The organism is Ferroplasma sp. (genome assembly GCF_037442045.1).
Lineage (GTDB): Archaea > Thermoplasmatota > Thermoplasmata > Thermoplasmatales > Thermoplasmataceae > Ferroplasma.
This window is the reverse complement of the sequence record NZ_JBBIRC010000084.1, coordinates 1-2,002: the sequence shown is the minus strand read 5'-3', so window position 1 is coordinate 2,002 and position 2,002 is coordinate 1. Positions and strand designations below refer to the sequence as shown.

Below are 2,002 nucleotides of genomic sequence, written 5' to 3'. Positions count from 1 at the left end.
GGATTTGATTAAAGTTTTAAGAGAATACCATTTATAAATTTGAAAAAATTGTGATATACACATTCATACAGGTATGTGGGAGAGTTATTTAATTGCAAAAATATAAATATACACAGGCAGTATAATGAATAGACAGAGCATGGTGAGATTAAAATTTGGCGTCTGCAAAAACTGCGGTCATGAAGTTGTTTTTTTCGACGGGCAATGGAAACACCATATTACAAGAGCAAAGCTATACAACTTACCACACTGGCCCACAGGTCACGTAATAACACTGGATTGCAAATGGTCCTGCCAATGTTCCACTCCTGATCTTGATGAATCAAAGGAACAGAAGTCAAAAATGGTCCTTCTGGACAGTCATCCAGAAAGATAGAGGGTAATTTATGATTTATACACTGTAAACAGAATCATCACCATCGAGATGTATATTGGAATAGCAGTCCTGTCTTTCTATTACATTGAGATTTTCAGGGAAATTACAACTACAATCTTCCAGATTAGCGAATCTCTTTTCATTTTGTCTATTGTTCCTCTGATTGTTGGCGTGATATATAAAGCAAAGAAAGAAAAAGATAGCAGGAGATGAGTCAGGGGATTTAGGATTCAAAATTAGAATGGACCGGTCGGGATTTGGACCCGAGCCCTCTTGCTTGCGAAGCAAGCGATCTACCGCTGATCTACCGGCCCTAATTAATTTCACTGCCGATATATGATAATTTGGCAAGAAGCGCATCCATCTGTATGTTATCCGTTCCGCCTTCAACTATCCTGAATTCAGCTTCAGCAAGTGCCATTATTATTTCAAGTTTTTGTTTATAAGCTATCTGCTCTTTACGTATGGATGAATGCATGCCTTTTATTATATCTATGCCAGATAATCCATAGTCTATTAACATTTTATCAAGATAATCCCGTGCATCGTTGAAATTGCCCTCTATTGCCATATTCATAAGATTTTTGTATTCGTCCCTGTTGATTTCACCTGAAATTTCATATATAGCAGTTGCAGTTATTTTTCCTGATAGTTTTACCGCCTGAAGTATGTTTATTGCCTTTCTCATATCACCATCAGAAATTTCATAAATTGCGTCCAGGGAATCATTATCTATTTCAAAACCTTCGTTTTTAGCTATATATTTCAATCTGTTTACCATTGAATCACGGTCAATAGGCTTGAAACGCAGTACAACACATCTGGATTGGATTGGCGGTATAATCTTCGATGAATAATTGCATGAAAATATGAAACGGGTTGTATTGTAAAACATTTCCATGGTTCTTCGCAAAGCAGCCTGTGCATCGCCTGTCAGGTGGTCTGCTTCATCAAGAAAAATTATTTTAAATCCCAGATCATTAGATGGCCGTATTTTGGCAAAATTTTTGATGTTTTCCCTTATTATGTCTATGCCTCTATCATTCGAAGCGTTTAATTCCATAAAGTTGTCTTTCCATGAATCTCCAAATAATGAAATTGCAAGTGCTATTGCGGTAGAAGTCTTTCCTGTTCCCTGGGAACCTGCAAATATTAGATGCGGTATATTTTTATCTTTTACATAGGCGTTTAATCTGTTTATGTTCTCCTTTTCTCCTATGACATCCGAGAGTTTGTTTGGCCTGTATTTTTCCGTCCAGATATTTAACATACTTTTTTTTGATAATTACTTCACTAATAAATCTATCTATATTATTTCTATTTCAGTGTGCTGTTCACAATAGAAGGATATACGTTCCTTACTCCGTCTGTATGTTCTATTTCAGATATGCACTCATTCATTGATTTTCCATATAACTCTGATATAATTATTGCAATTGCTGAATGGTCTCCGGATGTTGAGAACAAGCTCTTAATAAAATTCAATTCCCTGAGTTTCTCCAGAGTTCTTGTATACTGTTCTGGCATAATGTCAAGGCCAAGTATTGCCTCTTCCATTCCCAGTTTTTTCCCCTGAAATCTTGTTATATAAGCAATAATTTCTTTGTTTGTTTCCATTTTCTGAAG

General features: G+C 35.9%; 3 protein-coding genes and 1 tRNA gene. 1 reads left to right on the top strand and 3 read right to left on the bottom strand.

The window, feature by feature from the left end:
* The first annotated feature begins 124 nt into the window (after window positions 1–124).
* The gene (locus tag WKI77_RS07530) at window positions 125–376 is read left to right on the top strand and encodes a hypothetical protein (RefSeq protein WP_337861208.1); all 252 of its coding nucleotides are present in this window, start codon (window positions 125–127) and stop codon (window positions 374–376) included.
* 242 nt (window positions 377–618) lie between these two features.
* Here WKI77_RS07530 and WKI77_RS07525 read toward each other — a convergent pair.
* The 3 genes from WKI77_RS07525 to WKI77_RS07515 all read right to left on the bottom strand — a co-directional run.
* Window positions 619–690, bottom strand: a tRNA-Ala gene (locus WKI77_RS07525).
* Window positions 690–1,646: a replication factor C small subunit gene (locus WKI77_RS07520; RefSeq protein WP_337861207.1), complete on the bottom strand. Its 957-nt coding sequence runs from the start codon at window positions 1,644–1,646 to the stop codon at window positions 690–692. Before WKI77_RS07520 ends, WKI77_RS07525 begins: the two co-directional genes overlap by 1 nt.
* Window positions 1,647–1,693: 47 nt before the next feature.
* The coding region (locus tag WKI77_RS07515; RefSeq protein WP_337861206.1) for an Lrp/AsnC family transcriptional regulator at window positions 1,694–2,002 on the bottom strand (309 nt) is incomplete at its 5' end.